Origin of the sequence: Mycobacterium sp. NBC_00419, assembly GCF_036023875.1 — a bacterium.
Taxonomy (GTDB): Bacteria; Actinomycetota; Actinomycetes; order Mycobacteriales; family Mycobacteriaceae; genus Mycobacterium.
In genome coordinates this window covers 4,590,363-4,617,091 of sequence record NZ_CP107931.1, presented here as the reverse complement: position 1 = coordinate 4,617,091, position 26,729 = coordinate 4,590,363, and the positions used below count along the sequence as shown (strand labels likewise).

Annotated in this window: 26 protein-coding genes; 7 read left to right on the top strand and 19 right to left on the bottom strand. The window is 65.7% G+C overall.

Annotated elements, in window-relative coordinates; all coding sequences use genetic code 11:
• The first annotated feature begins 15 nt into the window (after positions 1-15).
• The gene (locus OG976_RS22120) at positions 16-1,305 is read left to right on the top strand and encodes a hypothetical protein (protein WP_328353669.1); all 1,290 of its coding nucleotides are present in this window, start codon (positions 16-18) and stop codon (positions 1,303-1,305) included.
• An 18-nt stretch (positions 1,306-1,323) separates the two neighbouring features.
• Here the strand turns inward: OG976_RS22120 and OG976_RS22115 are convergent, their stop codons facing one another.
• Positions 1,324-2,208, bottom strand: a complete 885-nt coding sequence (locus tag OG976_RS22115; protein ID WP_328353666.1) for an NAD(P)H-binding protein — start codon at positions 2,206-2,208, stop codon at positions 1,324-1,326.
• 397 nt (positions 2,209-2,605) lie between these two features.
• On the opposite strand from OG976_RS22115, the gene OG976_RS22110 reads away from it, so the two are divergent.
• From OG976_RS22110 to OG976_RS22090, 5 genes are all read left to right on the top strand, one after another.
• Positions 2,606-3,625, top strand: coding sequence for a phytanoyl-CoA dioxygenase family protein (locus OG976_RS22110; protein ID WP_328353663.1), 1,020 nt, complete (start codon positions 2,606-2,608; stop codon positions 3,623-3,625).
• Positions 3,622-4,116, top strand: coding sequence for a nuclear transport factor 2 family protein (locus OG976_RS22105; RefSeq protein WP_328353660.1), 495 nt, complete (start codon positions 3,622-3,624; stop codon positions 4,114-4,116). The genes OG976_RS22110 and OG976_RS22105 overlap by 4 nt, the downstream gene beginning before the upstream one ends.
• 144 nt (positions 4,117-4,260) lie before the next feature.
• The gene (locus tag OG976_RS22100) at positions 4,261-5,223 is read left to right on the top strand and encodes a DUF7065 domain-containing protein (protein WP_328353657.1); all 963 of its coding nucleotides are present in this window, start codon (positions 4,261-4,263) and stop codon (positions 5,221-5,223) included.
• Positions 5,220-6,413, top strand: a complete 1,194-nt coding sequence (locus tag OG976_RS22095; protein WP_328353654.1) for a cytochrome P450 — start codon at positions 5,220-5,222, stop codon at positions 6,411-6,413. Before OG976_RS22100 ends, OG976_RS22095 begins: the two co-directional genes overlap by 4 nt.
• A gap of 158 nt (positions 6,414-6,571) precedes the next feature.
• Positions 6,572-7,261, top strand: coding sequence for a TetR/AcrR family transcriptional regulator (locus tag OG976_RS22090; protein WP_328363886.1), 690 nt, complete (start codon positions 6,572-6,574; stop codon positions 7,259-7,261).
• Between the two features lie 102 nt (positions 7,262-7,363).
• On the opposite strand, the gene OG976_RS22085 is transcribed toward OG976_RS22090, so the two are convergent.
• The 13 genes from OG976_RS22085 to OG976_RS22025 form a co-directional block, all read right to left on the bottom strand.
• The gene (locus tag OG976_RS22085) at positions 7,364-8,491 is read right to left on the bottom strand and encodes an amidohydrolase family protein (RefSeq protein WP_328353651.1); all 1,128 of its coding nucleotides are present in this window, start codon (positions 8,489-8,491) and stop codon (positions 7,364-7,366) included.
• 334 nt (positions 8,492-8,825) lie between these two features.
• Positions 8,826-9,518, bottom strand: coding sequence for a hypothetical protein (locus OG976_RS22080; RefSeq protein WP_328353648.1), 693 nt, complete (start codon positions 9,516-9,518; stop codon positions 8,826-8,828).
• Positions 9,515-10,831, bottom strand: a complete 1,317-nt coding sequence (locus OG976_RS22075) for a phenylacetate--CoA ligase family protein (RefSeq protein ID WP_328353645.1) — start codon at positions 10,829-10,831, stop codon at positions 9,515-9,517. The genes OG976_RS22080 and OG976_RS22075 overlap by 4 nt, the downstream gene beginning before the upstream one ends.
• Positions 10,832-10,925: 94 nt before the next feature.
• The gene (locus OG976_RS22070) at positions 10,926-12,143 is read right to left on the bottom strand and encodes a cytochrome P450 (protein WP_328353642.1); all 1,218 of its coding nucleotides are present in this window, start codon (positions 12,141-12,143) and stop codon (positions 10,926-10,928) included.
• Entirely contained in the window at positions 12,140-12,976 is an 837-nt protein-coding gene (locus OG976_RS22065; RefSeq protein ID WP_328353640.1) for a hypothetical protein, read from the bottom strand. Before OG976_RS22065 ends, OG976_RS22070 begins: the two co-directional genes overlap by 4 nt.
• Positions 12,977-13,004: 28 nt before the next feature.
• Entirely contained in the window at positions 13,005-14,216 is a 1,212-nt protein-coding gene (locus tag OG976_RS22060) for an NHL repeat-containing protein (RefSeq protein WP_328353637.1), read from the bottom strand.
• Positions 14,213-15,100, bottom strand: a complete 888-nt coding sequence (locus tag OG976_RS22055) for a NifU family protein (protein ID WP_328353634.1) — start codon at positions 15,098-15,100, stop codon at positions 14,213-14,215. The genes OG976_RS22060 and OG976_RS22055 overlap by 4 nt, the downstream gene beginning before the upstream one ends.
• Before the next feature lie 3 nt (positions 15,101-15,103).
• On the bottom strand, positions 15,104-16,336 hold the full coding sequence (locus OG976_RS22050) for a hypothetical protein (protein WP_328353632.1): 1,233 nt from the start codon (positions 16,334-16,336) through the stop codon (positions 15,104-15,106).
• A 49-nt stretch (positions 16,337-16,385) separates the two neighbouring features.
• On the bottom strand, positions 16,386-16,637 hold the full coding sequence (locus tag OG976_RS22045) for a hypothetical protein (protein WP_328353629.1): 252 nt from the start codon (positions 16,635-16,637) through the stop codon (positions 16,386-16,388).
• A gap of 21 nt (positions 16,638-16,658) precedes the next feature.
• Entirely contained in the window at positions 16,659-17,450 is a 792-nt protein-coding gene (locus tag OG976_RS22040; RefSeq protein WP_328353626.1) for a hydrogenase maturation protease, read from the bottom strand.
• A 71-nt stretch (positions 17,451-17,521) separates the two neighbouring features.
• Positions 17,522-19,129 carry a nickel-dependent hydrogenase large subunit gene (locus OG976_RS22035; protein WP_328353623.1) on the bottom strand — a complete coding sequence of 536 codons (1,608 nt, stop codon included), beginning with the start codon at positions 19,127-19,129 and terminating at the stop codon, positions 17,522-17,524.
• Between the two features lie 48 nt (positions 19,130-19,177).
• A complete protein-coding gene (locus tag OG976_RS22030) occupies positions 19,178-20,149 on the bottom strand; it encodes a hydrogenase (RefSeq protein ID WP_059020942.1) in 972 nt (323 codons plus the stop codon).
• A gap of 98 nt (positions 20,150-20,247) precedes the next feature.
• On the bottom strand, positions 20,248-20,784 hold the full coding sequence (locus OG976_RS22025; protein ID WP_328353616.1) for a DUF1641 domain-containing protein: 537 nt from the start codon (positions 20,782-20,784) through the stop codon (positions 20,248-20,250).
• 229 nt (positions 20,785-21,013) lie between these two features.
• Here OG976_RS22025 and OG976_RS22020 point away from each other — a divergent pair, with 229 nt between their 5' ends.
• Positions 21,014-22,075, top strand: a complete 1,062-nt coding sequence (locus tag OG976_RS22020; protein ID WP_328353613.1) for an AraC family transcriptional regulator — start codon at positions 21,014-21,016, stop codon at positions 22,073-22,075.
• 72 nt (positions 22,076-22,147) lie between these two features.
• Here the strand turns inward: OG976_RS22020 and OG976_RS22015 are convergent, their stop codons facing one another.
• The 5 genes from OG976_RS22015 to OG976_RS21995 are packed head-to-tail and all read right to left on the bottom strand — an operon-like array spanning position 22,148 to position 26,693.
• Positions 22,148-23,353 carry a GAF domain-containing sensor histidine kinase gene (locus OG976_RS22015; RefSeq protein ID WP_328353610.1) on the bottom strand — a complete coding sequence of 402 codons (1,206 nt, stop codon included), beginning with the start codon at positions 23,351-23,353 and terminating at the stop codon, positions 22,148-22,150.
• Positions 23,350-24,000, bottom strand: coding sequence for a response regulator transcription factor (locus tag OG976_RS22010; RefSeq protein WP_328353607.1), 651 nt, complete (start codon positions 23,998-24,000; stop codon positions 23,350-23,352). Before OG976_RS22010 ends, OG976_RS22015 begins: the two co-directional genes overlap by 4 nt.
• Before the next feature lie 55 nt (positions 24,001-24,055).
• On the bottom strand, positions 24,056-25,321 hold the full coding sequence (locus OG976_RS22005; protein WP_328353604.1) for an amidohydrolase family protein: 1,266 nt from the start codon (positions 25,319-25,321) through the stop codon (positions 24,056-24,058).
• The gene (locus OG976_RS22000; protein WP_328353601.1) at positions 25,318-26,133 is read right to left on the bottom strand and encodes an energy-coupling factor transporter transmembrane component T family protein; all 816 of its coding nucleotides are present in this window, start codon (positions 26,131-26,133) and stop codon (positions 25,318-25,320) included. The genes OG976_RS22005 and OG976_RS22000 overlap by 4 nt, the downstream gene beginning before the upstream one ends.
• Positions 26,133-26,693, bottom strand: coding sequence for an ECF transporter S component (locus OG976_RS21995; protein WP_328353598.1), 561 nt, complete (start codon positions 26,691-26,693; stop codon positions 26,133-26,135). Before OG976_RS21995 ends, OG976_RS22000 begins: the two co-directional genes overlap by 1 nt.
• Between the last annotated feature and the right edge of the window lie 36 nt (positions 26,694-26,729).

Sequence of the window (26,729 nt, the reverse complement as noted above, 5' to 3'; positions counted from 1 at the left end):
AGAGACGGGGAAGTCTTGTCACCCACCATCGACCGTCCGGCAGCACTGTCGGTCGGTATCGCCGCGTTGATCTTGTTCAGCTTCTCCCTCCAACCACTGGCCGGCGCCGACACCGCATCCAGCCCCGGGGTGCCGTGCGGGAGCATCATCGAGCAGTTCACCGCATCGCCGGAGACTCTGCCCGAGGTGCTGGGTAATGCGATCCCGGACTCCTCGGCGCTGGCCGCTGCCCCACCGGAGGCTGCTGTGCCCGCCGGGGTACCGGCTGCTGTGCCCGCGGCAGCCCCCGCTCCGGCCGCGATTCCGGCCGCGGCTCCGGCCGCCGCCATGCCGGTGGCCGCCGCGCCGGTGACCGATAGCGCATTGGGCCCGGCCGCCGCACCCGCGGCGGTTCCGGTTGTCCCTGCTGCGGTTCCGGTAATCCCTGCACCGCTTGGCGTGCCGGTGGTGCCGGTGGCCGCACCTGCTGCCGCCCCTGTTCCCGCACCGGTCGCTGCTCCCGTCGCTGCACCTGTCGCTGCGCCCGTCGCTGCTCCGGTGGCTGCACCTGTTGCTGCCCCGGTGGCCGCACCGGTCGCTGCTCCGGTGGCCGCTCCCGTGGCTGCACCTGCCGCACCGGTGGCGGCTCCCGTGACCGACGTGACGCCGGTGGCCGACATCTCGGCTGCACCGCCGGCGGCAGCACCGGCGGCAGCACCGCTTCCCGAAGCTGCGGCTGCAGCTCCGGCAGCACCCCCAGCCGCCGCGCCGGAAGCACCCGTTGCCGCACCGCCGACGGCGCTGGAAGCGGCTCCGGCCCAAGCACTTCCGGCCGCCCCACCCCCGGCCGCCCCGGCTCCGGCTCCGGAAGCCGCCGCACCCGCGCCCGCAGCGGCTGCCGCACCCGAAGCCGCCGCAGTCCCCGCCGACGTACCGATGGCAGCACCGATCGAGGACTCCGCATTGGCACCGGTAGCCGCGCCACCGGCCGCAGTACCTGTGGTCGTTCCGCCTGCGGGGTTTCCCCTCGGCGCACCAGTGCCGGTAGTTCCTGCACCCGCTGCCGCAGTACCCGCTCCGGTCCCGGCCGCCGCCGTTCCGAACATTCCGGCCGCGCTGACCACCCTGCCCGATACCGCAGCGCTGGCGCCGCCCCTACCGGTGCAGTCGATCGTCGACGCGGTGCCCGGCGGAGCGCTACTGCCCGACCAGATCCCGATGCCCCACGACCTGGTGTGTGAAGGCACCGCATGGTCGGCCAAAGCGCCGTCTGGCCAGTTGCCCCCGCATCCGCAAGTGCGGCACCGTTTCTGGGCGGCGAACTAACCCCAACCGGCGGCCCCGTCAGGTCCAGGCACGTTGTTCCCAGCGCCACGCACTGTCCTGCAGGAACACCTCCAGGCTGCGCGGCGGACGCCCCAGCAACTGTTCGACTTCGTCGGTGATCGGCTGGTTACGTCCCAGCCGCGTCAGCGTGTACACCGCCGCCATGAACGCGATGGCGTCCCAGCCCACGCCCCGGCGATGCAAGCGGGCGGCAAATCGCACCAGGCCCGGGCGGGTGTAAGTGACCTGATAGCCGAGGGTTTCGGTCAAAGCCGCGGCGACGTCGGCCATGCTCAATATCGTCGGCCCGGTGAGGTGATAGACGGCGTTGCGATGCCGTGGCGGGTCGGACAGTGCCAGCACGGCGACGTCGGCGGCATCGCGGGCGTCGATGAAGCTGGTCAGTCCACGTCCGGCCGGAATGAATAACTCGCCGCGCTCGACGATGTCGGTGCCGTGAGTCGAGATCGAACGGTGCAGGTTCTGCATGAAGAAACTGCACCGCAGCAGCGTCCAGCTCATCGCGGACGCCCGCAATGCGGCTTCGGCCTTGTAGTGCGGGATCACGCGGGCGCGGTCGGCGCCGAACACCGACAGATAGACCACGTGACGACAGCCGGCCTCCTCGGCTGCCCGTAGGAAAGGAATCACGGCCTCGCGAGCGGCACGATTAGTAGGCAGCGGGAACAGCAGAAACATCGTGTCGACCCCCTCGAGCGCCGCCTGCCACGTCGCCGGCTCGAAGAAGTCGAAGCGGCACACCTGGGCCCGACCCTCCACGCGGGAACGCAACGGCTCCGGGTGGCGACCCCCTACCCGCCACTCGTCAGCCGCCAGGCGCGCCTTGAGCACGTCCACCACTTCGCTGCCCACGTTGCCCGACGGTCCCGTGATCAACAGCACCGCAGCTGTATAACACAGCGACAACCGCCCAAAACGCGACTGATGAGGTCGCACGACTAGTAGTCGGCCGTTGGATCCGATCAACCCGCGTGCCGAGGCCAGCGCCGATCCACTGTGACGCTTGACACTCCCATTCGCTTGTCATACGCTCAGCGAGCTATTTGGCTTGTGGATCGACAAGCCACCCCAACCCGGTGTCGCGCTCTTATTCGTCGGTCAATTCGGAAGCGGAAGGCAGCAATGGCAAGCACCTACGCACCCGACAGCAGCGGTCAGACCACCCACGCAACACCCTGACTGCCACAGCCCTGAAAGCCTGCGGTCACCCAGACGTGCGCGGGTCAGATCTGTTGCAGCACTTAATTATTCGACGTCTTGCACAGAGAGGATTCACAATATGACACAAAACCTTGATTCCGCGACCGCCGCGGTGACGAGTTCAGGACTACCGGACCCGGTGACGGACGTCGAGGCCGGCAAAGCGGCGCTCGACCAATACGGCCTGGTGGTCCACAAGAACGTTCTCAGTCCCGACCAGGTGGAGGCCCTCAAGGAGCGGCTCATCGAACAAGCGGACTTGGAGCGCCAATACGACGTCGCCCTGATCAGCAATCAAAGCTTCACCGGCAAGACGTGGTACGGAGGAGCGGACGGTCAAACGCCCGCTTGGCAGAACGTGACGATGCTCGTCAACAAGGGCCGCGTCTTCATGGACATCGTGTTGAAAAACCCACTCGTTCACGAATACTGCCAGCACGCTTTCCGCGGCGCTCCCTACCAACTGTCCTCGACGTCGGGCATCATCCAGCGCAAGGGCTGCGAGTCCATGACAATTCACACCGATCAACAGTGGGTTCCGGTAAAGACGGAGACGGAGACGCCCGTCTTCCTGAACTTCTTCTTCTGCTTGAGCGACTTCGAAGAAGACATGGGCGCCACGCGCGTGGTCCCAGGCAGCCATCTGGGCCCGCCGCCCCAGGTCAACTTCGACGCGAACAAGGGGGCGACCAGCGCCCAAGCAACCGAGACTGTGCCGATCACCTGCAAGGCGGGCGACATTTTCTCCTGGGACGGCCGCCTCTGGCACCAGTCCGGCGCGTCTACCTCGGACAAGACTCGCTACTCGGTGGGCGCCATCTGGGGGCAGAGCTGGGTGAAGCCGATCGACAACTTCCTGCAGTCCTTGCACGACGACGTCTACGAACAACTGTCGCCCGAGGAACTTGACCTGCTGGGCTTCAGGGTGGATGCCGCGGGGCGAATGGCCCCGCGCCACCCGGGAGACCGCCAGTCGACTAATCGCAAGGTTCCCTACATTCCCGAACTTCGCACCGGTGCCCAGAACGTCGTAGAACTGGCGCCCGGCGAGCGCGGCGACATCGACACGTTGAATTCCATGAAGGCGGCTACGAAGTGACCGATGTCCACCCCAACGTCGCCCTCGCGAGGGCACTGTTCGAGGGTCCTAGTTCCGAAGCGGGCATGACGATGGGGGGCTATCTCGAGGGCGGTTGGGACACGCTCTTCGCTGACGACGTCACCTACTGCGGAACCAGTTCACACGGCAACCTCCAGATGGCGCTCGGAAAGGAGGCGGTGTTCGAATTGTCCCGTGAGGCAGCACAATTGATGGAGCCAGACGAACGGGGTGAGGAGCTACTCGACTGCGTACCATTCGGCGACGAACTCGTGGCGGTCTACGCCAGGTGTCACCGTCGCATCAAGAGCACCGGGGAACGCGTCAGCTATGAGTACGTCATGGTCGTCCGCGTCGAAGACGGTCAGATAACCCGGGGCGTCGATGTCGGGGAAAGCAAGATCGACGAAATTTACCGACGCGCCCGCGGGGTGACGGATACACCGAAAGTACTGACGACGACCGTGCTCTCGGCCCGTCCCGGGAACTAAGACGACAACGCAAGGAAACCTTTGATGACACTGAAACTTTCACCCATCGACCTGTCCGCTGAAGGCGAGTCGTACCCCCAGCCCAAGCCCGGGCAGGAATTCTGGCAACAGAGTGGGTTCACCTTCGTCGGTTCGTCAGAAGGCATGGACTTCCTGCTGTGGACCCGCATCTGCATCATCTCGGGACGGGAAGGCGGCCAGTGGCTGCACACCGGGCAGACCATCGAACACGTGACCACTCTGGTCATGGTCCCCACTGAGCGTCGCGGCTCGCTGTCGGATCACACCTTTATCGCCACCGGAGCGCAGGCGGCCCAACTACGTGCTCGCTCGGATTTGACCATCGCCGAGGACGATGGCGCCGTCTCATGGTCGATCGGCGGTCGCGTCTACAAGGCGACGCCCGATAAGTGGCACATCCGCGGTGAACACGCCGGAGTGAGCCTCGATTTGACCTTCACCCCGGCGCATCCGACGCTGTGGCCTTGGGGCAAGTCGAATGATCCTGCCGTCGTGCCGATTTGGTACGACATCATGAGCGAAGTCTCGGGAAGCATCACTGTGGACGGGAAGGCCTACACCTTCGAGACCCACGGAATCCGCGAGCACATGACGGTCGGTAAAGAGACCAACAACATCAACAACAATGCGCCTTACGACCCGATCTATTGGAACTGGTTGATCAACACCGACTTCGCGGTCTGGTACTTCCGGTACCCGGGACCGGGGCTCGAGCTGGCATTCGTCCAGGTGGACGGCGAGGAGATCGCCTACACGACGGGTCAGATCACCAACACAGTCCTGGAGCACTGGTCCGATCGCCGAAGCGGGCTGTCGCTGCCCTGTAAGTGGAACCTGGTACTCGCCTCGGAGAAGGGCACGCTTGTACTCGACTACTCTGCCCACGGACGTGCGTTCTTCCCATGGGTGCAGGTGTTGGGCGTGCGACTGGAGATCTGGATGCTGTGCTCGGCCAGCGGAAAGTTCTACCACCCAGATGGCCGGGTCACGGTGGTTGAAGAGCAGCTCATGTGCGTGAATCCGCTGCAATTCCTCACCTACGCCGAGGAAAGCCTGAGCGGCAAGATTGGGAGCTTGCCATCATGACCACATCCGCGGCGCCATTCGATTCGCGGTTGGCGCGAATCTTCACCGAAGTCGAATCCGAGAGTCAACCGCAGGACTTCTACCACCACAAGGCCAAAGAAGTCCGGTTGGAGCGCATCGACGGCGTTGTACACCTGTACCGCTACGACGACATCTTGGCCGTGAATCGCCATCCGGCTGTGCTCGGCCAAGGAGGCCGCGGGTCGATATTGGGTAGTAGCAGCGCGCTCATCCCCTTGGAACTCGATGGCCCGGACCATATGAAGTACCGAAAGCTGCTCGACCCGCTGTTCGCGCCCAAGCGAGTGGCGGAGCTCGAATCGAGCTTCCGAAAGCTGGCCGCTGAACTCATCGACAGCTTCAGCGATGAAGAGGAAGTGGATCTCTACGAGAAGTTCTGCGTACCGCTCCCCTGTCTAACGTTTTTGGGGCTGCTCGGAGCGCCCACCGAAGATCTCGACTTCTTCCTCGAGTTCAAGGACGGGGTGATTCACGCGGAGGGCAATACGGCCGAGGAGAAGATGGCCTCGGCGGCAGTCGCCGGTCTGAAGCTCTACGAGTATCTGAACGCGCTGATCGAAGAGCGCCGCAAGCACCCGCCGCGCGATGACCTGCTCGGCACGCTCATGGAGGGCACCGTCGACGGTGAGCCGGTTACTCAGCTCGAGTTGCTGAACATGCTGTTCCTACTCATGTTCGCCGGCCTTGACACGGTCACCGCGTCGATGTCGTGCATCTTCGCTTGGCTGGCCCGCAATCCTGATGAGCGCGACTTCCTAGTGGAGAATCCCACCTCGATCCGAGCGGCGGTGGAGGAACTGCTGCGGTACGAGTCGCCCGTCCCATCGGGCACCCGGTACGCGACTGAAGACATCGACCTAGGCGGCGAGGTGATACATGCCGGTGAGGCGATTCACGCAATCTGGTCGGCCGCCAACGCCGACCCGGCGAAGATAGATAATCCACTCGAAGTGAAGTTTGACCGTGCGCGGCAGATTCACATGGTGTTCGCCAGCGGAACCCACCGTTGTCTGGGGTCGAACCTGGCTCGGCTGGAACTGAAACTGGCGGTCGAAGAATTCCACCGCCGGTTTCCGCGCTATCACATTTCACCGGGCAAGCAACCGGTGTACAGCAACATCGCTGTCCGTATGGTGAGCTACCTGCCGGTCACCCTGCGAGCCGACTAGCCTGCTGCGCGGCGGTGGAGGCCGAGCATTGATCCCTTCCACCGCTGCGCGGCAATGCAACATTAGTCACGCACTGGTCGATTTCTCACCACGGCCCTTCGAGCCGCTCGACTACGATAAAACCTGCAAGAAAGGCCGATACTTCCGAAAGCGTGACGATGCCCGGTATTCGCCAGATGCAACGCGAGAGCGCCATGGAACTCATCAGCCAAGTTGCGGTTCAGATGATTGCGCGTGGCGGCTATGACGCAATGACCCTGGCCAATGTGGGACAGCTCGCTGGTTACAGCCGTGGCCTGGCTACCCACCACTTCGGTTCGAAGGCCGGATTACTCGAATCCGTGCTCGGCACCATCCTTGCCAAGAATGCTGAAGTGTTCAGATCCGTCACCGAAGGCAAAGTGGGCCGAGAGCGATTCGCCGCCATCATCGACTCCGCGCTGTCCCGATGCGTCGAAGCGCCCGACCAGGCACGGGCGTACTTGATGTTGACGCTGGAACCGACGGCCACATGGGCAGCGGCAAGGCTCATCGATCAGACAATCCAGTTTCGTGAGGCGGCCGAGGACGCAGCGAGGGATGCCATTGCGCGGGGCGAGATTTCGTCAGACTGGCATCCGGCGGACGTTGCAAGCATCGCCTCGGCCATGGCCCGAGGCTACGCGTATGAATGGGCTGCCGATCCGCAGACAGATCTCATGGACGCACGACGGCGCGTCGCGACATTCGTAGCATCCCTGGGCGGCAACTCAATGCCACCAAAGAGAACCTCCACTGCGGTTGACACTCGGCGAGGCAGCCGCACCCGGGACTCGAAGAAGGCAGCCGCCGATGACCCTTCAGGTTGAGTTTATTCCGTTGCGGCGTAACGCCATTGCGTTGAGCGAGAGTCCATAGCCACGACACAGGGCAGCCTGGTGGACCACCAGGCTGCCCTGTGCCATATGTACTCAGGACGTCTTGATGCTCAGTTCACCCGTATCCGGAACATCGAACAGTTCCTCGAAGGTACCGCGCAGCACGCGGTCCTTGATCTTGGGATCTACGGTGTCGAAGATGTCGTGCAACGTCTGCTGCGTGTGTCCGTACGTGCCCTCGAGGTGAGGGTAGTCGTCACCCCACATGACGTTGTAGTAGTTGGTGTCCTCGATAACCTGCACGGCACTGATGTCGTGCTGAAAAGACGTGTACACCTGCGAACGGATGATCTCACTCGGGAGCCGATCCAGTCGCGGCCGCACGAACATGCCGTGCTGACGGTAAGCCTCGTCCATGCGGTCGCCGATGGCCGGTACCCATCCGGCGCCACCCTCGGCGACCAGCATCTTGAGGTTGGGATGGCGGTCGAGGGCTCCGCTGGCGACCAGGTGCGAGATCACGCGCATACCGGGATAGGTCGTCTCCATGTAATTCACCACTGCGCCACCGGGACCCCGGTAGACCACCTGCGCACCGCCCGTGCCGATGTGATAGGCCAACACCATGTCGTTGGCGGCGGCGGCGTCCCACAGCGGCTTCCACAGATCCAACCCCCAGTCCTTATCCGCGGGCATCGTGCACGGCAGGAAAACGGACTGAAATCCGTTCTCCCGCGCCCACTCCAGTTCTCGGACGGTATCTGCGACATCGACGAGGGGCATCATCGCCGGCGTGAAGATGCGGTTCTGGTGGCCCATGAAATCGTCCTTGGCCCATTCGTTCCACGCGTGGGCCACCGCTTGTGACAGTTCGGGTTCACTAATATCGACCGACCAGAAGCCGACCGACGGGAAGGCTAGCTGGCAACGCACGCCCTCCTGCTCAAGATCCTGCAGACGAATGTCGAGGTCGCAGAATCCGGGCGGCCGCATGGCATCCATGAAGTCGTTGAGGTTCCGGGTCATCGTCTTGTTGTCGACGTAGATGACTTCGTACTTGTCACCCCGTTCGGTTCGGGGTGCTCGATCGGCCAAACGCTTGGGCAGTCGGGAGGTCCAGAGATCCTCCGGTTCCATCACATGAGAATCACCCGAGTGTGCCCAAATTTTCTCACCCTGAATGCTCGACTCCACTGCCGGAGAAGCGATTGCCTGCGCCATACGAACTCCTTTTGGTTATCCACTGCGCGGCGCCCACTCCATTTACCTGGCGACCGCCTTCTACAAGGCAACTATACACTGTAATGTGATTCCAGCGCCAAGATATTGCCCCAACTTCCGACAACAGTCACATGCTGCAACCCTTGATTCGTGGCGAGTCCCACTGTGCACAACGTTCCGCACATCTAGAGAGTCCGGCGCAACTGCTACCACGCCATCCACGTCGTCCCCGCCACCCAAACGTTCTAACTACCAAACGCTTTCGGTATGCGGCACAGCTGCTAGAACTCAAGGGGGACACCGACGGTCCGCCTTCGGTCAGGTTGGCTCCGGGCTAGTAGGTCAGCTCCACGAGCAACCGGCCGTCGACCTCAGTGACATGACCATGCAACCCCGTCGGTACCCGGTCGAAGGTGGCGGCACGGTCGGCGGTGTTGGACACGTAGAGCAGACCGCCCTCCTCATCAATGCGCCACTCCGCTTCATTCACCGCAGCGTTCGGTTCTCCCGGTGAACCCATCGCAAGTGCCGGGCCGCATGCGAAGACGGGCGCGATCGGCGCCACGACATCCGACAGCAGGGCGATTGCCGACGGACGCGCCCACACGGACTCCACGCCGCCGAGTAAGTCTCGTGGCGACAAGCCCTTCTCGGTCCAGCCGGCAACCGTATCGGCTCCCAAACCGACAAAGGCCTTCACCGGGAACTGCTGTAGAAACGCCGCTGACCGACCGGCATCGAACGGATACACCTCAGCGGGCAGATAGGTGATGCGAAGAGCCTTCATGGCACGCACGATCGGCGAAAACCAGGGAAGTTCGCATGCGGCAGCGGTCACGATCGCTATATCGCCGGCACCGAGGCCCGCTGCGGTCAGCCGCTCCAGCGCCCACGCGGTGTCACGCTCGAATTCCGGCCAGCCGATTTCGAAGTCGAACTGCTCTGAGCCGTATTCGTACCGTGCGATGCCGTAGATCGGCGCCCTCGGCAACTGGCCGGCTCGCGCCGTCATCGTCGCTCTGCTCATGCCTTCACCTTCCTGGCGAACTTGGCGACGCTCTTGCTGGCTGCAAGCAGTGAGTCGACGTCGATCATTTCTGCGTCGATCGGCACTCCGAGACCCTCCGCCAGGACCCGGGTGGCCCGGGTGCGGAGCTCGTCCACGTCACGAGTGCTCTGGGGCGAGTACCCAAGCCGGATGTGCAGTCTCGACGCCGGTCCGTCGTAGACGACCTGAAACATCGCGTCTGAGAACTCCGGCACCGACTCCACACGTTCCCACACATCGGAGAGCAGAAGCGCTTTGCCCGCAACGGACATCTCGTCACCACTGCGCCCGGCGATCCACATCCTGGCGTGCGTTCGACCGCTCGGCGCGGGATCGCGATTGAGCCGAACGAGGTCACCGGTCCGAAAACGGATGTAGGGCGCCGCCATGTTGTCAAGGTCGGTCGAGACGAGTTCCCCTAATTGGTTGTCTCCGACGGGCGTCCCTGTCACCGGATCAAGCGTCTCGGCGAACACGGTGTCCTCCCACAGTTGGTAGCCGTCGTGCTCAACGCCCTCCCATGCGGTGCCGGTGTCGCCTGCGCTCGTGTAGGTGAACAGGTTGAGTCCCCATTCATCACGCACCTTGGCGGTCTGCGCCTTGCCGAGCGGCATGCCTGCGAATGCGGCACCCTTAAGCGACGAGAGCATGTCCCGCATGTCGTACTTGTCCTCGAGCTTCTCCCACTCGAGCACGGTCGGCAAGAAGAGCTGCAGGTACCTGATGTCGTACTGCTTGATCGCCTTGAGTACCTCTTCGCCCCTGCCGATCCATCCATCGATGAAAACCGGTACTACACCGAGCATCTGGAAGAACGAGTCAAAGTAGTTTCGAAACGTGCCCGCCGGAATCAGGACTCGGTCGCCCGGGCGAAGGCCCAGACACCACAGGTCCCGCGCGGAGATTGTGGGCAGTGGCGCTGCGATGGACCAGATCTCCGGTATTGGTTCGGGGGTGCCCGTACTGCCGGAGGTGGAGGTGATCGACGTCAACTCGGCTTGATCGACGCACAACAGCCCGGCGAAGGGATCGCCGGTCCTGGCCCGGAACGCCCTAAGGTCGTCCTTGCAGATAGTCGGCACCTTCGTCACGAAGTCATCGATCGTACGGACCGACGCGGGATCGAGGCCAACGGCCGACCAGACCTCGCGGTAGAACGCGGAGCGCTCCCACGCGTACGGCACGAGTTCCAGAATCCGACGCTCCTGCAGAGCGGTGAGTTCGTCACGACTGGCTGTCTCGATCGACGGCTCGAAGAACCGATCGTCGTGAGCTTCGGCCTTTGTGCTCATGATCCTCCGCCTACTATCATTCGCATCACATTACAGCGTAAATGTGATGCATCGGCGGGGAACGCTACCACTCCGGCGGAGGAGAGTTGCGGTCCTAGTCGACGGCCAGTTCCAGATACTCGTATCGGCGCGCCAGAACGCTGGGCAGCCACGGTCCGACATCGGCGGCCTGGAACCACGACGTCCGCTCGAACAGTTTCGGCAGTACCGTCATGGCTTCCAGCCGGGCCAGCGGCGCACCCAGGCAGAAATGCGCACCCTTGCCGAAACTCATGTGGCCCTTGGTGTTCGGCCGGTCCAACCGGAACTCGTCGGGATCCTCGAAATGTTCCGGGTCGCGGTTGGCGGCACCCCACACCAGCAGCACCCGGGAACCGGCGGGCACCGCGACACCGGCCAGTTCGGTATCGCGCAGCACGTGTCGGTAGTGGGCACGGAACGGCGGCTCCATCCGCAACGTCTCCTCGACGAAGGCGCCCATCAGTTCGGGATGCGCACGCAGCCGGGTCTGCAGATCGGGGTTGGTCGCCAGGAAGCCGACCGCGGTGCCCAGCAGTGACGCGGTCGACTCGCCGCCGGCGCTGAACAGCGAGACCAGGATCAGCTGGGCAGTGAACTGATCGATCCGCCCGTCGGCGCACGCCTTGGCCAGGTCCCCGATCAGATCGTCGCGCGGATCGGCCGTCGCCCGAGCCAGCTGCTCGAGGATGTAGGAGCTCAGATCGGTGATCGCCGACATCGAGTCGGCGAGCTCCTCAGCGGACATCAACCCGTCCAGCAGCTGGGTCGAGGCATACCCCCACTGAGCCAGCTGGTCGGCGTCCTCGTCGGGCACGCCGATCATCCGGGCGACGATCATCATCGGCAGCCGATTGGCCACCGACTCCATCCATTCGACGTGTCCGGAGTCCAGGCTCCGCTCCCACAGCGTGTCGAAGATCTCGACGATCAGCGGCTCGAAGGCGCGCACCCGCTTCGCGGTGAACTGGGACAGCACCAGCTTGCGGTGGGCGGCGTGGATCGGGTCGTCAGCGGTCACCAGGATGTGGGTCGGGCCGCCGACCTTGTCCATGGTGAACGGTGCCACCCCGCCGTCGGCGGTGTAGGTCATCGTCGCGGTCAGATTGGACGAGAAGTCCTCGGTCCGTGTGACGACCTCGGTGATCGCCTCCCAATCGCACACCAGGTAGAAGCCGGAATCGCCGACCCGGTGCACCGGTCCGGCCTCGCGCAACCGGTTGTAGAGCGGGTACGGATCCTGGATCGCGGCGGTCCCGAAGAACTCGGCGGGGTCGAGAAGAAGAGCCGTCATGCGTTAAGGCCTACCAGACCGGGGTCGAATGTCGCCCGGGAAACAACCGAAGCCGCTGCCGCGGAGACGATCAGCGCCGCGTCGTCCTCGTGGCCTTTCGGGAAGACGATCTCGGCGCTGTCGGGGTCCTCACGGTGTGCCATCAGCCAGTCATAGAGCAACCAGTCGACCGCGCACGTCACCGCCAGCGGATCGGCATCCACCGAACGCGCCGAGGCCACCACTGCCTGGAGTGCGTCGCGGTGCTCCTTGCGGGCGGCCTCCTTGTTGACTCCGGAGCTGTCGAACAACAGCATCGACAGCGTCAGCGGAAACCGCTGGCCCGCTTCGGTTCGCACTAACCACCGGCCACCCTTCCACGGCTTGTCCGGGTCGACCTGGTGGAACTCCCCGAAGCCGCCGATCACCCCGAGCGACGGGTCGTCGAGTTCACCGTCGAAGGGCGCGGGTCCCAGCAGTCCCAGCGGCTGGCGGGCGCGGATGGAGAACAGTGCCGCGGTGCCGACGATCTTGCCGGCCCGGACATCGGCACTGTGCCCGGTCTTCTCCAGCGCCGCAGCATATTCGAAGCACAACCGGTCCAGGGTGCGGTGCAATTGCAGAAGGTCGTCGCGCTCGTCGGAACTGGCGGGGCCGCGGCCACCGCCCAGGACCTCACCGAATCGCTTGGCGGCGATGATCAGCGCGTCATCGAGCGCCTCCAGGTGGGTGGCGATCAGACGGTCAGGTTCGTCGTCGTCAGCCACCAGGGCCTGCAATGTGGTCGCGGTGCCCGACGGGGTCGCCCAGTAGAAGCCAATCTGGTCGTCGGCCTGCACGATCCGGGGTCTCACCGCTGCCTTCTGCTCTTCGCGCAAGCGCTCATCGGTCCCGCCTCCAGAGCATCACCCGGTTGTTGCCCGAGTCCGCCACCGCCAACATGTCACCGCGCAGGGACAGCCCGTAGGGCCAGCACAGGGTGTCGCGCTGCACCGAGGTCCAGCGGTTCTCGCCATTGGATCCGAAATCATGCTGGGCCAGGACGTGATCGGCGCCGCGACCGTCGACGGGCACGCCGTCCCACAACAGGATCCGATTGTTGGCGGTATCGGCAACGGCCAACCTCCCGGTATCAAGACACGCCGCGTACGGGAACCGGAACCGGTCATTGGTGTGCGGGCCGTACGGCCACTCGCCGGACTCGGCGAAATCCGGCTGCCCCAGCACCATGTCGGCGTCACGGTCGGCCTGCGGCGGCGGGGACCATCCCAGCACGCGGTGGTCACCGGCGTCGGCGATCAACAGAAGCTCGTCGTGGCCGGTGATGTCGTGCGGCCAGCGGAAACTGGCCGGTCCCGCGGGGCCACCACGGTTCTCCTCGCGGGCGCTGGCATCGGGCTGGCCGAGTACGACGTCGGCCGGCTGCCCCGGCTCGGGAATCCCGTTGCGCCACCCCATGACCCGCCGGTTGCCGGTATCGGCAACCCAGAACGTCGAGCCGACGATCGCGATCCCGAAGGGCCAGTACAAGCTCGACGCCGAGCACTCACCGCCTCGGTTCTCCAACACCGACGACGCATCGGGCTGACCGAGAATCACATCCGGTGCCACGTCACTGGTCTCGGGCACGGTGTTCCACACCAGGATTCGGTGGTGCCAGGCGTCGGCGACGACCAGCCTGCCCTCATGCACCAGAACCCCGGTGGGCAGGTTCATCCCCCGCTCGGGGCCGCGGCCACCCGCGCCGTGGCCCTCGGATTCCCCGTCAGGCTGACCGAGGACGACGTCGGCCGGTTGCTCGTCGCGGCAGGGCATCTCGTGCCAGATCAGCACCCGGTGGTTACCGGAGTCGGCCACCACAAGATGCTGCTCACCGATGAACACCGCGCGCGGTGAGTACATCCACGCCATCGACGGCTTCGCGGGCGGCAACGCCAGGCCACCGGGTGCCGGGGCGCCGAGCCACAAGGCCGGGGACCAGCCGCCGGAGAGGTCGACTGCGGGGGCTACGTCAGGCTTGGTGCCCAATCCACCGGAGCTGCCGGGCCAGCGACCATCGGCCGGGTTGTTGTGCCGAACGGTATAGCGGCTCATCCGCCGACGCGGACCCAGACGTCACCGTCGTCGACCCGCAACGGAAGCTGCTCGAGTTGGGCGCCGGGGGCACTGAGGCACTCCCCCGAGGTCGCGTCGTAGCAGAAGCCGTGCCAGGGACAGGTCAGCGTGTTGGTGGTGAGGTCGAGCACCGCGTTGTCCAGCGGCAGCGCCTCGTGCGCGCATTCGTTGCGGTAGGCCGTCAGCCGCTGGCCGGCATTGACGACAATCACCGGCGTATCCGCACCGGCGGCGGTCAGTGTCAGCACCGTCAGGTCGTCGACCGGCAGATCGGTGGCCGGCCCGACCTTCACCCATCCCTCCGCGGCCGGGTCCCGTCCGATCAGCAGGGCCTCCACCGGAATCAACGTCGGCGAGGGTTCATTCGGCAGCACCTCGACGGCGCTGATCGACGGAACACCTTGTACCAGAGCCTCTTCCACCAGATTTCGCAGCGTCACCGACGACATCGAGCACCCGTTGCACGCCCCCTCCAGACGCACGAACGCGGTACCGTCCTCCACCCGCACCAGGTTCACGTCGCCGCCGTGGCTGTGCAGCTGCGGCCGCACCGTGGCCAGCACCTGGTTGGCATGGGTGATCGGGTCGGGGCGCACGATCCCGTGCAGCGACAGCAGCAGGTGCACGGTGGGGTCGTCGACGAGATCGAACAGCGCCTCGCGGGCGGGCTCGTCGGCGCGCATCCGGCGCACTATCGTCACCAGCCCGGCGCGGTGGATCGCCTCGACAGCGGCCTTGAGCTCCTCGGCCACCGCGCGGGCCGCCGGCTCCAGGCCGGCCAGTGCCGCCACCGCATCATCGACGCGTTTGGCCAGCTCCTCGAAAGTCGGCTCGCTGACGGCACGCTCGGTGGTCGTCGACATGTATTACTCCTGCTCGGTGTCGGTCCGGTTCAGCGCGGTGTGCCGGGCTACTTCGTCGAGCACACCGCGCACGGTGCGCATCGCGTCGTGGTCGCCGAACTCCTCGAAGATGAACCTCGCCTCGTACAGCTTGGCTTTCGCCTGGTCGAACACGCCAAGATGGGCCAGCACATTGCCCTGGTTCGCCAACACCCGCGCCCGGCCCAGCGGGTCGGTGTCGCGGTCGCGCGCCTCGAGCACCGCCTCGTACAACTCGACGGCCTCGACGAGGTTGTCGGCCTGGTGCTTGGAGGGCGTGTACACCAGCGAATTGGCCAGGTTGAGCTGCACGCTGGCCCACTGTTCCGGGTACTCCTCGCGGGTGTACACCTTGAGCGCCGAGCGCAGCGACTGCGCGGCGACACCGAGCCGAAGCTGCCCGGAGGCCTCCGTCATCGGCATCGTCAGATACGCCGTGGCCAGGTTGGCGTGCGCAGAGGCCCACAGCAGCGGCGCCTCCTCGCGAAGCACCAGCTGTAGCGCCGAATGGTAGTGCGGTATCGCGGCATTGAGTAGATCAGGGCGTTCCTGGGCCTGCTCGTGCAGCAGTCCGGCGACGTTGAGGTGCAGCTCCGCGCGGGCCACGCGCAGACCGTCGGCCCCGTCGAGCGCCGCCAGCGCCGTCTCGAACCGCCGATAGGCGTCGGGGTTGTTGCTGTGCGCAGCGATCGACGCCGCCGCGCCGAGCAGCACGCCGCACAGCGGCCGCGAGACTCCGGTGGCCTCGTCGACCGCCTGGTCCAGCAGCCCGGTGGCCAGTATCTCGGCCCGCTCGTTGAACGCCTTGCTGGCCTGCGCCGAGAGCACCAGCGCGGCGAGCTCCGCGGTGGCACCCCCCAGCTCCGGCGGGGTGTCGGTGCGCCCGAGCGAGAACAGCACCACGTCGACGAGCACCCCGAATTCGCCGAGCGCCGAACGCAACTCGTCGGCGTCCTCGGCGTCGGAATCCATGACGAACCGGTTGTACCGGCTCACCGGGTCGTCACCGGTCAGGGCAGCCAGAGCGCCATCGCGGTCACCGGCAAGGGCCAGCTCGTGGGCCCGCAGCACCGGCGGCCACTGGGTGGGCAGCTGCCCCGCCAGCAGCGCTTCCCGTGCCTCCTCGGTATCCGGGGAGGCGGGAATCAGCATGTAGCCCAACGGAAGCGGGAACGCACCGAGCGGCTGTGGCCGCGCGGCAAGCACAGTCGGATCCACGAGATGGGTCGATACGTTGGTCGATACGGGGGTCAAGGCATCCCTTTCGTCATCCGTTGAGGGGTCCACGGATATCGCGCTCGGCGGCGCGTCTGATCAAGTTGGCGGACAGTTCCGCGCGGGCCTTCGTGCTGTGGGTGTCGATACGCTTGCGCACTACCCCGTCGGCGAACACCACCACGATCTCCACGGCCCAGCGGCCGCGCTCCTCGACCACGACGGTCTGGACATCGAGCGCTTCGTCGGTCGAGGTGACCTCGGGGACTCGGGTCTTGGGGCGAACCGGCGGTTGCTCGCACATCACCATCACAACCCTGGACCTTCAGCGCCGATCCAGGGGAATCCGCAGCGCCTTGTGTGCATCGTCCCAGAATGCCTCACGAACGCCCGCCGGGATACGGTCCTCGAGAACCTCGCGGACCAGGACGGCCCGGTCGCCGGCGGGGGTGCGCTGTTTGAGCAACAGGCCGCCACTGCGCGGCCCCCGCAGCGGGATCAGCCACAGGTCGTCGTCGCGCAACACCGCTGCCACGGCGTCGGACGGAAACCGGCTGGCCGCCAACGCGGCATCCAGCCGCAGATACCCGTCGGCGGTGAACTCCACGGTGGGCTCGGCCTGCACCTCGGGCCGCAGCGGGGCGAAGAAATCGCGCTCCACCACGGCGATGACCTCTTCCATCGCGGCCAGCACCGGCTCGGAGAGGTCGGTGCCCAGGGCGACATTGGCCGCCTCGATCAGGAACACGGTGATGTCGGTCGGGCAGGCCTCCCCCAGCGCCCACCGGGCGAACGGGATGGCGTGGTCCCACCGGAACGAATGAGTGTGCAGACCCTGCAGCGGCGGCATGTCGTCCAGTTCCGTACCGGGCACCCGGTAGATGGTCCCGGGGGCGGCCCCGGTTGCCGACGCGTCGATGATCACCACCCGCTGTGCGCCGCGCATCTGGAAGGCGACGTCCATGCCGGCCGTCCCACCGTCGACCAGCTTGGCGTCGGTCGGGACGCCGCGCTCCCACAGGTGCCGAACCAGAACCGGTCCGACGCCGTCATCGCCGCGCAGCAGGTTGCCGCAACCGACGACGAGCACTGCACACCCAGGCGGCTCGATGTCCATAGGAGGGGGGTGGATATCGACACCGCCTGGGTCGCTGCGGGATTCGGGTGACCCGGGCTCGGCCGCCGGGATCACACCATTCCGTTGATGACGAACTTCGAGAGCTCCTTGCCGGTCTTGCCGTCGTAGGCGTGGACGGTGCAGACCAGACACGAGTCGAAGCTGCGGGCCACGTGACCGAGTTCCACCGGGTCCTCGGCATCGACGATCGGCGAGCCGACGAGTGCCTTCTCGATCGGGCCCAGCACGTCGTTGCCGTCGCGCGGGCCGATGTTCCACGCGGTCGGTGTGACGACCTGGTAGTTCTTGATCTTGTTGTCCTCGATGACAATCCAGTCGCTCAGCGAGCCACGGGCAGCCTCGGTGGAGCCGAAGCCCTTGCCCTCGGCGTACTCGGTGGGCTTGGTGTAGAAGCTCTCCTTGAGGTCGAGCTGGTCCAGCCAGCCCTTGACCCACTTGTAGTACTTCGGGCCCTCGTGCATGCGGGCCAGCTGCCGGGTCAGCACGCTGGGCCCGATCTTGCTCAGGATGTCGACGAACAACGGGTCGTTGTCCTGGTGCGGCGCGGCATTGGGGCCGCCCGCAGCCATCCGGCGGGCCAGCGGTCCGGCCTCCAGTGGGATGGTGCCGAGGTCGCCGACGGCGTAGCGCGGTGACTTCGCCCAGCTGTACTTGCCTTGTTTCCTGCCCTCTTCGGGGTCGATCGGGAGGGTCTCGCCTTCGAACGGGTGCAGCGGCTTGCTGCCCTGATAGAAGGAGTGGCTGGTGTCCTCGCGGACGTTGGCCTGATCGAACTCGTGCCACTGGCCCTGTGCGTAGATGCCACCGCGGCCGATCAATGCCGCGTTGCGGCCCTCGATGGTGGGGTTCTCATACAGCGTCGGGTCGAAGTAGGTGCCGGTGGCGATGTAGTTGCCCACCCCCTGGCCGTACTTGTCCAGGCCGATGTCGAGGCAGTAGCGGATGAAGAAACCGCAGTCGCTATTGTAGTGCGACTCGTTCTCGTCCACCCAGGCCAGCACATCTTCCCAGGTCTTGTTCTCCAGCCAGCGGTCGATGCTGCAGCCCAGCCACGCGCCCTCGAGCCAATTGTCCTTCCAGTGCTCGAGAATCGCGATCGAGCGCGTCACGTCCGACAGCGTCGGTGCGCACATCACCCCACCGGGCACCATGAAGCTGGAGTGCGGCCACTGCCCGCCGAAGATGGCGTAGACCTCAACCGGCTTGTTGGACAGCACCACACCCTTCTGGTAGCTGGTGCCGACATAGGGCGCAAAGCGACGGACGGCCTCGTCGTACAGCTTGGATTTGGCGTAGTTCTTGTTGGTCAGGTCAATGGCGAACAGCGCGTAGAAGTAGCGCGGAATCGATTGCAGGGTCTCGCAGGCCTGAGCGATGTTGCGGATCAGGGTGGCGTTGGCCGGCATGTGGGTGCGCCAGGCGGTGTCCAGGGCGTAGGCGGACTTGTACAGGTGGCTGCCGCCGCAGATCCCGCAGATACGCGGACAGACGACGAGGCCGGCCTGTGGGTCCTTGCCCCGGAGGATGATCTCGAAGCCGCGGAACATCGCGGCCTCGGTCCAAGCCGACGTGACGACCCCGTCCTCGATGGTGACGCGGACGTCGAGGTCACCCTCGACCCGTCCCAGCGGGCTGACGTACAGGTCAAGTGCGGTCATGTGCAGTTCCTCCAAAAGGGTTGAGCGCAAGAAGTTTTCGGGGTGGTGTTAGACGACGAACATGTCCTCTTTGGACCACTGCGGGGCCGCGATACGAGCGGCTGCGGCGTGAGCCATGTAGGTGAGGTGGTCGGATCCCTCCGGCACTTCCTTGGGGATCACCCCGCCGACCTTCTGGGTCTTGAACAGCGTTCCCGGAGCCAGGTCGAAGTGTGGGAATTCCGGCTCGGTGCAGCCCAGGCACGGCATACCGGCACGCGTCTTGGACGACTGCCGGTTCCACAGGATGCGGTTGCACGGCGAGTGGGTCATCGGACCGCGGCAGCCGAACTCGTAGAACAGGCAGCCGGTGCGGGTGCCTTCGCCGAACGACATGGTCGACTGCTTGTATTCGAAGAATTGGACACGGGTGCAACCGGTTTGGGTGAACGTCTTGAAGAACGTCTCGGGCCGGTGCAGTTCGTCCAGGGCGATGTCGCCGGCACGTCCGGTGGCCAGCGCCACGATGATCTGGGTGATCCAGTCCGGGTGCGCCGGGCAGCCGGGGATGTTGATGACGGGCAGACCCATCTTGGAGCGGAAGTCGGGTCCGAGGAATCCACCCTTGTCGCGCTTGTGGAACTGCAGACCGGTCGACGCCGACGGGTTGGGCTCCATCGCGGGAATGCCGCCCCAGCAGGCGCAGTCACCGATGGCCACCACAATCTGGGCCGCGCCGGCCAGATCGGTCACCCAGTCCTTCATCGGGCGGTCGGCGAACATGTCCATCCGGCCGGTGCCGTTGGGCGCCTCGATGACGGTGCCCTCGAAGACGAAGATGTCCAGCGGACGGTCGCCTTTGGCGCAGTCCCAGAACACCTTCTGGGCGTTCTTGCCCAGTTCGAGCCCCAGCGACGGATGCCAGATCAGGTCCAGCCCGAAGTCGACGATGAGGTCGACGACGTTGGGTTCCTCGGCGTTGAGAAACGACATGGTGTTGCCACTACATGCCCCTCCCTGAAACCACAGAACGGAAGCCATGCAGAACTCCTCTCAAAGGACGACCTAGGGCGAGGCCGACGCGGGCTGATGAACGACAGATCGAGCGGTGGACGAACAGGCGGCGGGCGACGAGGTCACTACTGACCCACTCGGCGGCCGAAGGACTTGGCGACCGCGAGCAGGAAGCCAAGGCCGCGGGCGATGTCGGGATCCTTGGTGGCCTTGTACAGGCCGTAGAGACCCTTCGGCGGGTTGGCGGCGCCGGCCTTTCCGTCGACCAGTGCGTCGCCCACCGAGGCGAGCAGCTGCGCGGTCTGCGGGTCGGTGAGCTTGGAGGTCAGCAGGGTGTTCAGCGCGGGCGTCGCGCCGACGACCGAGCCGGACAGGGTGGCCAGGCTGGTGGCCAGGCTTTGCAGGTCGACACCCTTGAACGCCGCTGCGCCGGGGATTCCGGCGGCCACCGAGGCGCCGCGGAACTCGGAGACCGCCGAGGAAACACTCTCGGTGATCGTGTCGCCGCGCCGGACCAGACCGTCCAAGCCGCTGACCAGCACAGCAAGCACATCGGCATGATCAAGCAGGGTGTTGAGGGCCTCGGCGACCCTGGGGTCGTCCAACCGGTCCCGAACCGAATCCGCGGGGGTGACCGCCACTGCCTGACCGTTAGCCGTCATGCAAACCTCCTGGAGAGCCACCCACGGCACACCTACGGCAGGTGTGGCTTCAATCACAAAAGTAGACCTATGGGACTGTTGTGCCTATCGCTTTCGCGCAGTGGCTGTCAGGATTGCGAAGAATTGACCGCGTTGAAGCGACGCCGATGTTTAGGGGGCTGGACGTGCCGAATGCAAGCAAATTTGTGTCGGCCGACCTGCCTCGGGATTCAGAGCACGGCGGGCGTTGATGTCGCGGCTCACCAGACTGGGCTACATCGACGTCCGGCGCACCAGCAACCCGGTCCGCCGCAAGGTCCGGTCGCGGGGTGTGCCACCGGCGCTGGCAAACAATGAGATCTTCTACACCGAGGACGTGAAGTCGGCGGCGAGGCTCATCGCCAAGACGTTGGGGCCGCTGAATCTGACGGTCGGTCCCGACGAAATCCCGGGTTTCGCCGCCACCATGCACGGGGTGCGGCTGCGCAACGTCAGCCTGCTCTATCTCGACCTGCACGTCGCGGCGGCGGTCGACATCCCCATGCTGGGCCCGCACTACGCGGTGCACATGCCGATGAACGGGCGTGCGCTCGCCGAGCATCGCGGAAAGACCTTCGAGGCCAACACAATCTGCTCGGTGGTCAGCAGTCCCGGCGCATCGCTGCGGATGGCGTTCGACCACGACTCGCCACAGCTGATCGTCCGCATCGAGGAGCGGGCCCTGGCCGCACATCTGACCCGGCTGCTCGGCCGCGGCATGGACCGCCCGCTGATCTTCGAACCCGAATTCGACATGGCCACCGAGGCCGCCATGCGCTGGCACGCCGCCGTGCAGTTGATCCACACCGAGGTGTTCCACGAGGGCTCACTGATCCAGCGCGGGCAGGGTATCGGCGCCGTCGAGGAGTTCGTCATCAGCAGCCTGCTGCACCTGCAGCCGTCGAATTACTATGCCGAGTTCCTCGCCCCGGCCCCGCCGGATCAGCGCCGCGCGGTGGTGCAGAACGCCATGAACTTCATCGAGGACCATCTCGCCGAACGCATCACGATGGAAGCCGTGGCCAAGGCCGTGCACATGAGCGTGCGATCCATCCAGCAGGGCTTTCGCGAGGAGCTGGGCATGACGCCGATGACCTATGTGCGGGAGCGCCGGCTCGAGCGGGTGCACGAGGAACTCACCGACGCCATCCCCGCCGACGGCGTGACGGTGACCCAGGTCGCCGAGCGGTGGGGTTTCAACCACCTCGGCAGTTTCGCCGTCGAATACCGAAAGCGTTGGGGCGAAGCACCTTCGGAGACGCTGCGCCGCTAGCCCCGTTCTCGCCCAAACCCACAAACGGGCGCGAAAGTGCGAGAGGATCGCGCCATTTCGTCGATCTCGGCGCTAGCCGTCGACCGGAATGCTCACCGTCACGGTGGTGCCCGCGCCGGGGCGCGACCGTACCTTCACCGAGCCGCCGACCAATTCGGCACGCTCGGCCATCGACAACATGCCGTAGCCGCCGGAGGACGACACCGGCCCGGCCTCGAACCCCACCCCGTTGTCGACGACCTCGAGCCGGGCCACCCCGTCGGCGACGGTGAACGTGACGGTGGCGACCAGCGCCCGGGAATGCTTGACGACGTTCTGGAAGCATTCCTGGGCAATGCGATACACCGCCACCTCGATGTGCTCGGGCAGCCGCTCGTCGGCCAGGTGCAACTCCAGGTCCACCTCCGGGATGGAGGCGGCCAGGCTCGCCAGCCCACCGACCAGGCCGAGATCGTCGAGCACCGGCGGGCGCAGACCGCTGATCGCCGAGCGCGCCTCGGCCAAGGTGAGATCGACCAGATCCCGGGCCTTTTCCAGTTGCTCGGCGGCAGCCGGCTGGTCGCCGTCGTCGACGGCGCGCGCGGCGGCATCGAGTCGGTAGCTCAGGCCGACGAGCCGCTGGGAGATGCCGTCGTGGATATCGCCGGCCAGCCGGCGGCGCTCGCTTTCCTGGGCGGCGATCACCTGCTCCGCGAAGTTCTCGTGTGCGCGTTCGCGGGCGGATAGCTGGCGGTGCAGCCGGGCCTGGTGCAGCGCACCGGCGATGAGCCTGCCGATGATCAGCAGCAGCTCGATATCACGCGGGGTGAAGTCGCGACGCTCGATGTTGTGCACGTTGAGCACCCCGACGAGGCCGCCCGGCTCGGTTTCCATCGGCACCGACGCCATCGAGGTGAAGTCCTTGCCGCGCAGGGCCGCGATCGGCACGTAGCGCGGATCGGCCTCCTTGTCGCTGACGATCACCACCGGCTCACGATGGCTGGCCACCCAGCCCGAGACCCCCGAACCCAGGGGCAGCCGAACCAGTCCCACTTGCTCGTCGAACGGCGGGGTGGCACCGGCCAGCGTCAGCGAGCGGTCGGTGTCGTCGAGCACGTGCACGAAACAGACGTCGGAAGCCGTTGCCGCCGTGATCATCTGGGCCACCGCCGCGGCCATTGGTTCAACCCCGGGACCCGAGGACGTCGCGGCGATGATGTCGAGCAGCAGGGCCACCTCGCGGTCGGCATCGACCAGGCTGTGCATCGCGTGCGGGCTCACGCCGCGGGGGGTGTTCATTGAAAGATGCCCTCGCGCAACGCTGTTGCCGCGGCACTGGTTCGATCGCTGACGCCGAACTTGCGGTAGATGGAGCTGAGATGGGTTTTGACGGTCTCCTCGCCGATCACCAGCTTGGAGGCGATACCGCGGTTGGACAGTCCCGTCACCACCAGCGAGAGGATCTCACTTTCCCGCTGGGTCAGGCCGTGGCGTGCGCCGGGCCAGAACTGGTCGCTCTGCAGCCGGGCCGCCGTCTCGGCGGCACGGGCGGCCAGGCCGGCGTCGATGGCCGTCGACCCGGCGTGCACACCCTCGAGCTGGCGCACCAGTTCGTCGCTGCTGATGCCCTTGAGCAAATAGCCAGAGGCACCCACCCGCATGGCCTGGAACAGATACTGCTCGTCGTCGTAGACCGACAGCAGGATCACCTTCTGCCCGGGGTCGCGCTCGCGGATCTCGCGGCAGAGGTCCAGGCCGCTGGCGCCCTGCATGCGGACATCGCAGAGCACGATGTCGGGATGCAGCTCGGCGATCACCGCCATCGCCTTCTCCGCACCGACTGCCTCGCCGACCACCGCGACCCGTTCGGCGAACGGCGTGAGCATCGCCTTGAGACCCTCGATGACCATTTCGTGGTCATCGACGAGCACCACCCGCACCGTCATGGCATCACCGTAGCGGTGTCGGGTCGGGGAAATCTCGAGGATTAGCGACAGTGCGTCACCGGGAGAAGCGGGTCTCACCTCCGATGACCGTCGCAATCGTCTTGCCCGCACCGCTTTCCACGATTTCGGCCAGGGCGTCGGCGCCGGTGTGCGCGTCGATGCCCAGGATCGTGAAGTCGGCGAGTCGGCCGGGTTCCAGAGTGCCGAACCGGTCGGCCATCCCCAGCGCGCCGGCACCCCCGGCGGTGGCCGCCTCGAGCAGGCGGGCATGGAGATCGTCGCCCGCGTAGCCCTGCGCCCTGGCGATTCGGTGCAGCTCAGCGAGATCGTCGAGCACGTCCAGTGACGGGCTCGACGCCAACGAATCGGTACCGACCGCGATCGCGTTGCCCTCCCGCAGATAGGCCGCGACCGGTGGTTCGTCCAGGCCGATGACGGCGTTGGACCGAGGGCACAGCGCCACGACGGTGGATGTCTGCCGCAACCGTGCCCTGTCCTCAGCGTCGACGTACACGCCGTGGGCGATGTGGGTGCCCGGCCCCAGAACACCCAGATCCTCCGCGTACTGCACCGGGCGGCGTGCGGATCCGCCTTGGCGCAGCAGGGCGAACTCGGCGAATCCCCAGTCCCGCCACTGCTCGGCAAGCGGCCCCGATCCGGTGGCGACGAAGTCGTGTTCGAATGCCGATTCGGCCAGATGGACGTGGGTTCGCAACCCGTACTGGCGTGCCAGAAGCCCCAGGTCGCGCAACACCTCGGTGTCCAACGAATACGGCGCGTGCGGTGACAAACCCACCTGGTGCACCTCGCCGTGTCGCAACACCTCGATCACCTGATCCCGGCCGTGGTCGAACCAGTCGGCTTCGTGCCAGGCCATCACCTCCCAATAAGCGATGCCGTGCACTCCCGCGGTGTGCAGCGCATCCAGGGCCTCGACGTGCGTGACCACATCACCCGCCGCCGTCGTCCCGTTCGCCAGGAGCAGCTGCGCGCCGGCGTATGCGCCCTCGCGCCAGTCCGAGCGGCGCAGGTACTCCTCCTCGAAGGCCTCCGACCACGTTTCGAAGGAGTCGTACTTGACCTTGCCGAGGTCGGCCATCCCGCTGTACTGCAGATGGGTGTGGGCGTTGACCAACCCGGGGATCAACACACCGGGCCACTCCACCACCGTCGCCGCCGGAAGCAGGCGCCGCACATCGTCCAGTGGGCCCACCTCCACGATGGTGCCGCCGTCGACGGCGACGGCGCCGCGGCGGACAACCACACCGGTGCCCGCGAACAACCACGGTGCGGTGTGCAGCCTGATATGCCCAGAACTCATCCGGTCCACAACCCGGGCATCCGGCCGGTCAGGGACGCCACCGTCGCACCGATCGCCAGCACCAGGACGAATACGAGCACAGCCCAATCGGCGGCGTTGAATCTCAAGGTGCGCAACCAGGTACGCGGCGCGGTTCCGAATCCGCGCAGATCGAGCGCGTCGGCAACGTCCTCCGCGTCGACGAATGCGCTGACCGTCACCGGTACCAGCACAGGGCGCATCTGGTTGAGGCGCCGCACCGGATTACGCGTCTGGGCCACCTCGTAACCTCGGAGTCGTTGCGCAGAAACTGTTTCGCGCAGGTTCGCCGAGACTGTCGGGATGAAGCGGAACGTCAGATCGAGACCGTAGGCGAAGCGGTCGGGCACCCCGAGTCGGGCGAAGGCAACGGCCAGGTCCCCGGGCCGCACGGCGAACGCCAGCGGGAACCCGGTCGCCGCTATTGCCATGAATCGCAACAACATTGTGACGGTGTAGGCCACCGAGGCGGTCGTCACGGACAGATTGATGACCGGGATGGTGAACAGCGTCGTGACTCCGTCGCGGTACTGCTGTGCGCCGACGATCAATCCGTTCGCCCCGGCCAGCAACAACACGAAGACCGCGACGAAACCCCAGTTGGCCCGGACCTCGTGGAACGGTATCCGCGCCGCAACGTAGTACCCGAGTGCCAGGACGACGGCGACGGCCATCAGCCGCAGGTCCTGGATCTGCGCGACGATGAGCACCGTGAGCGCGGGTACCAGGATCAGGACGCGCGGATCACGCCGGCCGAGAAACGAGTTTCCCGCAAGGTAGCGCGGGGCCTCCATCAGCGACCGGCACGGTTGGCCAGGGGCTGCCAGGCTTTGTCGAGGACCGGAACGAGTACCAGTGACGCCAGACCGCTGCTGAGCAGGGCAGGCAGGTAGGCCGCGGTGAACCAGTAGACCAGCGTGTTGCCGAGGAAGATGTCAGTGATCGTGAACAGCAGACCGAGGATCACAGCGACGGCGACGATCACCTCGACCCGGACGATCCGGCGCGACTCCTTCTCGGGTTCGCGGGTGTAGTAGGCCAACAGCCCCGCGATCAGACCGACCAGGCCGTTGGCCAGGCTCCAGTTCCAATAGGTCAAGAAGCCGAACCCCTGAATCTGATCGACGATCGCGTTGCCGACGAGCCCGGTGAAGAACCCGGCGACAGGACCGAATCGAAGCCCGACGAACGGGATGATCGCCAGTGCCGGACGGAGGGCCACGTTGGCGGTTCCGGGAACGATGAAGCTGAAGACGCCCAGGGCCCCGTACAGGGCGGCGCCGACCGCACCGAACACGATGGTTCGGGACGTCACGGTCCAGGGCTTGGCGGGTGCTGCGCTGTTGATGGTCATGATTCCTCTTCTGTTGGTGTGGGTGACGGGCTGGAT

Excerpts from the sequence above, each read along its gene's own strand:
- OG976_RS22045 (WP_328353629.1), bottom strand. The coding sequence starts at position 16,637 with ATGTGCGAGCAACCGCCGGTTCGCCCCAAGACCCGAGTCCCCGAGGTC.
- OG976_RS22080 (WP_328353648.1), bottom strand. The coding sequence starts at position 9,518 with ATGAGCAGAGCGACGATGACGGCGCGAGCCGGCCAGTTGCCGAGGGCG.
- OG976_RS22060 (WP_328353637.1), bottom strand. The coding sequence starts at position 14,216 with ATGAGCCGCTATACCGTTCGGCACAACAACCCGGCCGATGGTCGCTGG.
- OG976_RS22025 (WP_328353616.1), bottom strand. The coding sequence starts at position 20,784 with ATGACGGCTAACGGTCAGGCAGTGGCGGTCACCCCCGCGGATTCGGTT.
- OG976_RS22075 (WP_328353645.1), bottom strand. The coding sequence starts at position 10,831 with ATGAGCACAAAGGCCGAAGCTCACGACGATCGGTTCTTCGAGCCGTCG.
- OG976_RS22035 (WP_328353623.1), bottom strand. The coding sequence starts at position 19,129 with ATGACCGCACTTGACCTGTACGTCAGCCCGCTGGGACGGGTCGAGGGT.
- OG976_RS22040 (WP_328353626.1), bottom strand. The coding sequence starts at position 17,450 with ATGGACATCGAGCCGCCTGGGTGTGCAGTGCTCGTCGTCGGTTGCGGC.
- OG976_RS22000 (WP_328353601.1), bottom strand. The coding sequence starts at position 26,133 with ATGGAGGCCCCGCGCTACCTTGCGGGAAACTCGTTTCTCGGCCGGCGT.
- OG976_RS22070 (WP_328353642.1), bottom strand. The coding sequence starts at position 12,143 with ATGACGGCTCTTCTTCTCGACCCCGCCGAGTTCTTCGGGACCGCCGCG.
- OG976_RS22010 (WP_328353607.1), bottom strand. The coding sequence starts at position 24,000 with ATGACGGTGCGGGTGGTGCTCGTCGATGACCACGAAATGGTCATCGAG.
- OG976_RS22015 (WP_328353610.1), bottom strand. The coding sequence starts at position 23,353 with ATGAACACCCCCCGCGGCGTGAGCCCGCACGCGATGCACAGCCTGGTC.
- OG976_RS21995 (WP_328353598.1), bottom strand. The coding sequence starts at position 26,693 with ATGACCATCAACAGCGCAGCACCCGCCAAGCCCTGGACCGTGACGTCC.
- OG976_RS22005 (WP_328353604.1), bottom strand. The coding sequence starts at position 25,321 with ATGAGTTCTGGGCATATCAGGCTGCACACCGCACCGTGGTTGTTCGCG.
- OG976_RS22095 (WP_328353654.1), top strand. The coding sequence starts at position 5,220 with ATGACCACATCCGCGGCGCCATTCGATTCGCGGTTGGCGCGAATCTTC.
- OG976_RS22100 (WP_328353657.1), top strand. The coding sequence starts at position 4,261 with ATGGACTTCCTGCTGTGGACCCGCATCTGCATCATCTCGGGACGGGAA.
- OG976_RS22055 (WP_328353634.1), bottom strand. The coding sequence starts at position 15,100 with ATGTCGACGACCACCGAGCGTGCCGTCAGCGAGCCGACTTTCGAGGAG.
- OG976_RS22030 (WP_059020942.1), bottom strand. The coding sequence starts at position 20,149 with ATGGCTTCCGTTCTGTGGTTTCAGGGAGGGGCATGTAGTGGCAACACC.
- OG976_RS22090 (WP_328363886.1), top strand. The coding sequence starts at position 6,572 with ATGCCCGGTATTCGCCAGATGCAACGCGAGAGCGCCATGGAACTCATC.
- OG976_RS22110 (WP_328353663.1), top strand. The coding sequence starts at position 2,606 with ATGACACAAAACCTTGATTCCGCGACCGCCGCGGTGACGAGTTCAGGA.
- OG976_RS22085 (WP_328353651.1), bottom strand. The coding sequence starts at position 8,491 with ATGGCGCAGGCAATCGCTTCTCCGGCAGTGGAGTCGAGCATTCAGGGT.
- OG976_RS22020 (WP_328353613.1), top strand. The coding sequence starts at position 21,014 with ATGTCGCGGCTCACCAGACTGGGCTACATCGACGTCCGGCGCACCAGC.